At 72.2% G+C, this 6,557-nt stretch carries 7 protein-coding genes; 1 reads left to right on the top strand and 6 read right to left on the bottom strand.

Annotation, left to right across the window (positions count from 1 at the left end):
- Positions 1-131: 131 nt before the first annotated feature.
- A complete protein-coding gene (locus tag AMY39116_RS0339200) occupies positions 132-779 on the bottom strand; it encodes a GntR family transcriptional regulator (RefSeq protein WP_020423051.1) in 648 nt (215 codons plus the stop codon).
- Positions 780-838: 59 nt separating this feature from the next.
- On the opposite strand from AMY39116_RS0339200, the gene AMY39116_RS0339195 reads away from it, so the two are divergent.
- Positions 839-2,083, top strand: coding sequence for a nitrate/nitrite transporter (locus AMY39116_RS0339195; RefSeq protein WP_235716316.1), 1,245 nt, complete (start codon positions 839-841; stop codon positions 2,081-2,083).
- Positions 2,084-2,132: 49 nt separating this feature from the next.
- Here AMY39116_RS0339195 and AMY39116_RS0339190 read toward each other — a convergent pair whose 3' ends face one another.
- The 5 genes from AMY39116_RS0339190 to AMY39116_RS0339165 all read right to left on the bottom strand — a co-directional run bounded on the left by AMY39116_RS0339190 (position 2,133) and on the right by AMY39116_RS0339165 (position 6,529).
- On the bottom strand, positions 2,133-2,372 hold the full coding sequence (locus AMY39116_RS0339190) for an acyl-CoA carboxylase epsilon subunit (RefSeq protein WP_020423049.1): 240 nt from the start codon (positions 2,370-2,372) through the stop codon (positions 2,133-2,135).
- Positions 2,373-2,381: 9 nt separating this feature from the next.
- A complete protein-coding gene (locus AMY39116_RS0339185) occupies positions 2,382-4,022 on the bottom strand; it encodes an acyl-CoA carboxylase subunit beta (protein WP_017986835.1) in 1,641 nt (546 codons plus the stop codon).
- 47 nt (positions 4,023-4,069) lie between these two features.
- A complete protein-coding gene (locus tag AMY39116_RS0339180) occupies positions 4,070-5,062 on the bottom strand; it encodes a hypothetical protein (protein ID WP_027936622.1) in 993 nt (330 codons plus the stop codon).
- A gap of 214 nt (positions 5,063-5,276) precedes the next feature.
- Positions 5,277-6,218: an SRPBCC family protein gene (locus tag AMY39116_RS0339170; RefSeq protein WP_020423047.1), complete on the bottom strand. Its 942-nt coding sequence runs from the start codon at positions 6,216-6,218 to the stop codon at positions 5,277-5,279.
- Positions 6,215-6,529 carry a helix-turn-helix transcriptional regulator gene (locus AMY39116_RS0339165; RefSeq protein WP_020423046.1) on the bottom strand — a complete coding sequence of 105 codons (315 nt, stop codon included), beginning with the start codon at positions 6,527-6,529 and terminating at the stop codon, positions 6,215-6,217. Before AMY39116_RS0339165 ends, AMY39116_RS0339170 begins: the two co-directional genes overlap by 4 nt.
- Positions 6,530-6,557 lie beyond the last annotated feature (28 nt).

The following is a 6,557-nucleotide window of genomic DNA, read 5'->3' as shown; positions in this document are numbered from 1 at the left end:
GGTCGCCTTGGCGGGGTGGCGCGGCGGGTCGCCTGGCGCGGTGGCGCGGCGGGTCGACTGGCGGGATGGTGCGCCGGGTCGCCTGGCGGGCTGGCGCAGCGGCGGTCGATCGGCGGGCCGGCGCAGCGGCGTCAGTGCGCGGCTTCGTCCCGGACGGCGGCGATGTGGTTGCCGATCAGGGTCTGCAGGCCCTCGGCGTCACCGTCGGCGAGCAGGTCGCAGATGCGCTCGTGCTCGGTGAGGATGATCGGCGGGCGCACCGTGTTGTCGCGCAGCGCGGTGTTGACCATGCGCAGCTGGCGGTCGCGCAGGCCGGAGTAGAACTCGGCGAACAGGGCGTTGCCCGCGGCCTCGACGAGCGTCGCGTGGAACTCCCGGTCGAGCTGGGTGAAACGGGCGGTGTGCTCGGGCATCGACACGGCCCGCTGTTCGTCGAGCACGGCACGCATCTTCGTGGCGACCTCGCGGTGCGTCCCCGCGGCGATGATCTTCGTGGCCGCGTGGCGCTCCAGGAAGATCCGGGCCTCGGCGATGTCGTGCACCTCGTTCGGCGACACCGGGACGACCAGCGCGCCGCGCTTCGGGTACAGCCGCAGCAAGCCCTCGGCGGACAGCCGCAGGAACGCCTCGCGCACCGGGGTGCGGGACAGCTCCAGCGCCTCGGCGACCTCGCCCTCGCTGATCAGCCTCCCGCCTTCGAGACGGCCGTCCAGGATGCGGTCCTTGGTCCACTGGTAGGCCCGGTCGCCGGCCGCCTGTGAGCGGTCCCTCGTTGACATGGGCGCATCGTAGCCAGGAGGCTGATAGATACAAGATAGATGCAACAGGAGGTGATCCGGTGGCCGCGGGCAGGGCTTGGCTGATGTGGGGGCTGGGGGCGCTGTGCTACCTGACCGCGTTGTTCCACCGGATGAGCCTGTCGGTCGCCGGGCTCACCGCGCAGGAGCGGTTCTCGATCGACGCGACCGGGCTGGCCGCGTTCTCCGTGGTGCAGCTCGTGCTCTACGCGTTGCTGCAGGTGCCCGTCGGCGCGGCCGCCGACCGGTTCGGGCCGCGGCGCCTGCTCGCGCTCGGGATGGCGCTGATGGCGGCGGGGTCGATCGTGTTCGCGCTGGCCACGGCCTACCCGGCGGCGATGGCGGGCCGGGCGCTGATCGGCGCCGGTGACGCGTTCCTGTTCGTCAACGTGCTGCGGCTCGCGCACAACTGGTTCCCCGGCCGCCGGTACGCGCTGGTCGCGGCGCTCACCGGGATGATCGGCGGGCTCGGCCAGCTGATCGCGACCGCGCCGCTGGCCGCACTGCTCACCGGGTTCGGGTGGACGCCCGCGTTCCTGGTGGCCGGCGTGATCACGGCGGTGCTGCTGGTCGCGGTCGGTGTCGCGCTGCGGGACGGCCCGTCGGCGACCGTGCGCGAGGAGCCGCGGGAACCGTTGCGGGTCAGCCTGAGGCACGCGTGGCGCAATCGCGGCACGCGGCACGCGATGTGGACGCACTTCACGTTGATGGGCGCGTTCGTCACGTTCACCGCGGTGCTCGGCCAGCCGTACCTGGTGCACGCGCAGGGCCGGACCCCGGCGGCGGCGAGCGCGTTGCTGACCGTGGTGGTGGGCGGGTTCGTGCTGGCCGGGACGTTCGCCGGTCAGCTGGCTTCTCGGCGGCCCGGCGTGCGCGGGCCGATGGTCGCGACGGCCGCGGTGGTGAGCCTGGTGTGCTGGGCGGTGCTGGTCGTGGTGCCTGGACCGCTGCCGGTGGCCGTGCTCGGGCCGGTGCTGTTCCTGATCGGCGCGGCGGGCGCGGTGAGCATGCTGGCCTTCGACCTGGCGCGCTCGGCCAACCACGGGCACCAGGCCGGGGTCGCGAGCGGCGTGGCCAACATGGGCGGGTTCACCTTCGCGGTGGTCGCCGAGCTGGGGGCCGGCCTGCTGCTGGACGAACTGCTGCGGCACGGGGTGCCCGGGCCGCTGGCCTACCGGCTGTCATTCCTGGTGGCTCTCGTGATGGGACTGGCAGGCACCGTGCGGTTGCTGACGCTGCACAAGCACGCCGGAGTGCGCCCCCGCGAGCTGGAACTGGCTGCTTAGCCGGACGCTCTGCGCCGGTGGGCAGGCCCACCGGCGCAGAACTAAGAACTCAACGCGGCCAGGCCGAAGCCCGCCAGACGCCCGAACCCGGCTGCGGCAACGGCTGCCGCACCAGGGCGGCGCGGTCGGCCCAGAACGAGGTCCGCTCCGGCTTCTCCGGCTCGTCGCCGGGTGCGGAAGCGGCCGCGGCCACCACGGCGGTCAGCGCCGCCAGCTCGGCCTCGCTCGGGTCGCCGCGCACGATGCGCAGCAACGGCCGGGCGGGTGGGGTCTCTTCGGACTCGCTCATCGCTCCCCCTTACAGCGGGATGTTGCCGTGCTTCTTGGGCGGCAGCGTCTCGCGCTTGTCACGCAGCATGGACAGCGCCCGCGCCACGTGCCCGCGCGTGTGCGACGGCACGATCACCGAGTCGACGTAACCGCGCTCGGCCGCCTCGTACGGGTTGAGCAGCGTGTCCTCGTACTCCTGGATCAGCTCGGCCCGCAGCGCCTCGACGTCCTTGCCCTCCTCGGCGGCCTTGGCGAGCGTCTTGCGGTGCACGATGTTGGCCGCGCCCTGGGCGCCCATCACCGCGACCTGCGCGGTCGGCCACGCCAGGTTGATGTCCGCGCCGAGGTGCTTGGAGCCCATGACGTCGTAGGCGCCGCCGTAGGCCTTGCGCGTGATGACCGTGACCAGCGGGACCGTCGCCTCGGCGTAGGCGTAGATCAGCTTCGCGCCGCGGCGGATGATGCCGTTCCACTCCTGGTCGGTGCCCGGCAGGAAGCCTGGCACGTCGACGAAGGTCAGCACCGGCACGTTGAACGCGTCGCAGGTCCGCACGAACCGCGCCGCCTTCTCCGAGGCGTCGATGTCGAGGCAGCCGGCGAACTGCGTCGGCTGGTTGGCGACCACGCCGACCGCGTGCCCGTCGACCCGGCCGAACCCGACGATCACGTTCGGCGCGAACAGCTCCTGGACCTCCAGGAACTCGCCGTCGTCGAGCACGCGGGTGATGACCTCGTGCATGTCGTAGGGCTGGTTCGGCGAGTCCGGGATCAGGGTGTCCAGCTCGAGGTCGGACTCGGTGACGCCGTCGGCGATGGACCCGTCGGTCGGCTCCGGCGAGTCGAACACCGGCGGCTCGGACAGGTTGTTCGACGGCAGGAAGGACAGCAGCTCCTTGACGTAGGCGATCGCGTCCTCCTCGTCGGTGCCGAGGTAGTGCGCGTTGCCCGACTTGGTGTTGTGCGTCCGGGCGCCGCCCAGCTCCTCGAACGTCACCTCTTCGCCGGTCACGGTCTTCACGACGTCCGGACCGGTGATGAACATGTGCGAGGTCTGGTCGACCATCACGATGAAGTCGGTGAGCGCGGGGGAGTAGACGTGCCCGCCCGCGTTGGCGCCCATGATGAGCGAGATCTGCGGGACGACGCCGGAGGCCTTCACGTTGCGGGTGAAGATCTCGCCGTACAGGCCGAGCGAGACCACGCCCTCCTGGATGCGCGCGCCGCCGCCCTCGTTGATGCCGATGATCGGGCGGCCGGTCTTGATGGCCAGGTCCATCACCTTGACGATCTTCTCGCCGTAGACCTCGCCGAGCGAACCGCCGAACACGGTCACGTCCTGGCTGAACACGCACACCGGGCGGCCGTCGATGGTGCCGTACCCGGTCACCACACCGTCGCCGTACGGGCGGTTCTTCTCCTGCCCGAAGTTGGTCGACCGGTGCCGCGCCAGCTCGTCGAGCTCGACGAACGAGCCGGGATCGAGCAGCAGGTCGATCCGCTCGCGGGCGGTCTTCTTGCCCTTCGCGTGCTGACGCTCCACGGCACGGGCGGACCCGGCGTGCACCGCCTCGTCGTTCCGGCGGTACAGGTCGGCCAGCTTCCCGGCCGTGGTGTGGATGTCCGGCTCCTCCGCCGGAGGCGTCCCGATCGGCTCCGTCGCGCTGCTCATGACGGGAGCCTATCTACTGCGCAAGGGGCGCGTGTGTGGCGTGAACCTCACCTGGCGAACCGCGACCAGGCGTCGAGCAGCCGCCGGGCAGATCCGCCCACCGGCCCGACCGCGTCGGCCAGGGTCTTCGCGTCCGGCAGCCGCGCCGAGTCGACCGCCGCCACCGCCTGCGCGGCGTCCGAAACGGTCGACGAGCACACCGAGAGCAGGTAGTCCGGCACGGTCAGGGCCGGGTCGGTCACCCCGACCACCGGCGTGCCGACGGCGGTGACCAGCGGGAACACCGTGCCCGGGATGCCGATGGCTGCTTCGGCGCGTGCCGAGGCCTGCACGGACGGGACGTCGCTGATCTCGTAGCGGTCCCACAAGGCGCGGTTCTCGCGCGGGTGCAGGCCGACGAGGATCCGCTTGCCTGCCGCCGCGAGTTTCTCCGCCGACGCGAGCAGCAGTTCGGTGCCGGGCGCCGCGGAACCGGTGCCGTCCGGGTGGGTGACGCTGGTGAGCACGAGGACGAGGCCCGGCTCCGGCTCGCGCTCGGGCAGGCCGTCGGTCTGCGGCGAGCCGACGACCTTGATGCGGCGGTGCGTGCCGAGGTAGGCGCCGAACGCGCGGGCCTCGGCGGGGGAGGACGACGTGATCAGCCGCGGGTGCAGCTCCTTCGCCCGCGCGGCCCGGACCGGCTGCTGGTAGGCGAGCGAACTGGCGACGAGCGGCAGCTTCCGGAAGCGGGCCGCGCAGTCGGCGGGCCAGTCCCCGGCGCCGGTGACGACGAGCAGGTCCGCCCGCGGCGCGGTGTCCGGGGTCGCGACCGGAACCGGGTCGCCCGGGGTGACGCCGGTCAGGTCCGGGACCAGCTGGGTCAGCCGCCAGCCGCGCCGCGCGGCCTCGGCCAGCAGGGGTTTGACGTGGTAGGTGCCCCAGGGTTCGTTGGTCGCGATCAGCACGCGCGGGGCTCGGGAGGCGCTGGCGGTCCCGCCACCGAGGGCGGCGAGCGCGACGGCGCCGCCGAGCACCGCACGCCGGGACACCGGTTTCGTCATGATCGACAAGCTAGGCGGCGCGGACGGCCTGCGGGTGAACGGCGAGCGAACGGTGTCAGCCTGCCAGCTGCTCGGCGCGTTCCCACACGTCAGTTTCGTGACGTCGCCGAGGTCGAGGCGGCCTGGCACACCTTCTCCGGCAGGTGCTTCAGGTGGCGCTCGAAGACGAGCGTGGCGCGGCCTTCCGGCTGGCGGCGCAGTTCGCCGAGGTCGGTTACCGCACCGACTCCTCGTAGCGTTTGGTCAGCAGGGCCGTGCGCTCCTCGGGCCACGGGCAGCGGATCTCGCCGAAGGTGGCGGCGAAGAACAGCTCCAGGTGGGTGTGCCAGGCGGCCAGCAGCTCGGCCCGCAGGTGCTTCAGCGCGAACGGGACCGTCTGCGTGAGCTCGATCCGGGTGCCGAGTTCGGCGTCGGCGACGATTTCGAACCGGACGCGGCCCGCGGGTGCGCCGTCGTGCAGCCACTCGTACTCCAGGACGTGCGGCGCGGACGCGGTGACGACCTTCCCCGCGGGCACGTAGCCGTTGGTGGCGCGCAGTGGCGGCGGGCCGCCGGGTTCGACCGGGGAGTCCTCGGTGAGCAGCCGCCAGATCTCCGCGGCCGGTTTCCAGACCAGGTCGCGGGCGAACCGCAGCTCGTACCCGGCGGCCGTCTCGTGCGCCGAGCCCTCGCCGAGGCCGAACTGGTCGATGTAGTGCTCCATCGCGGTCAGCCAGTCCGGCGGCGGGGGCGCGTCGGCGCCGTCCAGCCGTGCGGTCAGTGCGCCGAGGCAGGTGTCCCAGCCGATCGCGTTCCGTCCGGCGGACAGCCGCCCGATGTCGCCGCCGCCGATCGTCTGGGTGAAGACCAGCAGGCAGCCGTCACCGTCCGGCAGCAGCTCGAACCGCAGGACGTCGAGGTTCCAGGTGAAGGTGAACACCTTCGGCGGGTCGAATTCGAGGACCTCGCCGGTGCCGCCGTCGTCGACGGGCGCCTCGTCGGGGAAGACGAACCGGATCGGCGCGCCGATCCGCGCCTCGGTCTCGACGCGCGCCGGGAACCAGTGCGCCAGTTCGGCCGGGTCGGTGACGGCTCGCCAGACCTTCTCGGGCCGGTGCCGCAGGCGACGTTCGAAGCGCAGCACGGGTTTCCCTGCGATGGTGCGGAATTCGGTCACCTCGGGTCCTCCATCGAGTCCAGGTGGCGTTCGAGGGCGTCCAGGCTGGCGTCCCACATGCGCCGGTAGGGGGCCAGCCAGGCGTCGATCTCGGCGAGCGGCTCCGGGCGCAGCCGGTACCAGCGGCGTTGCGCGTCCTGCCGAACCTCGACCAGCCCCGCCTCGCGCAGCACCTTGAGGTGCTTGGACACCGCGGGCTGGGTGAGGCGCAGGCGCTCCACGAGGTCCCCGACCGGACGCTCCGACGTGCGGAGCAGGTCGAGGATCTCGCGCCGCCGCGGCTCGGCGAGGACCTCGAACGTTGATGCCATACGAGGAATATAACCGTCGAGGAATATA

Source organism: Amycolatopsis sp. ATCC 39116 (assembly GCF_000231075.2).
Classification (GTDB): Bacteria; Actinomycetota; Actinomycetes; order Mycobacteriales; family Pseudonocardiaceae; genus Amycolatopsis_E; species Amycolatopsis_E tucumanensis.
This window is presented reverse-complemented; position numbering and strand designations above follow the sequence as displayed.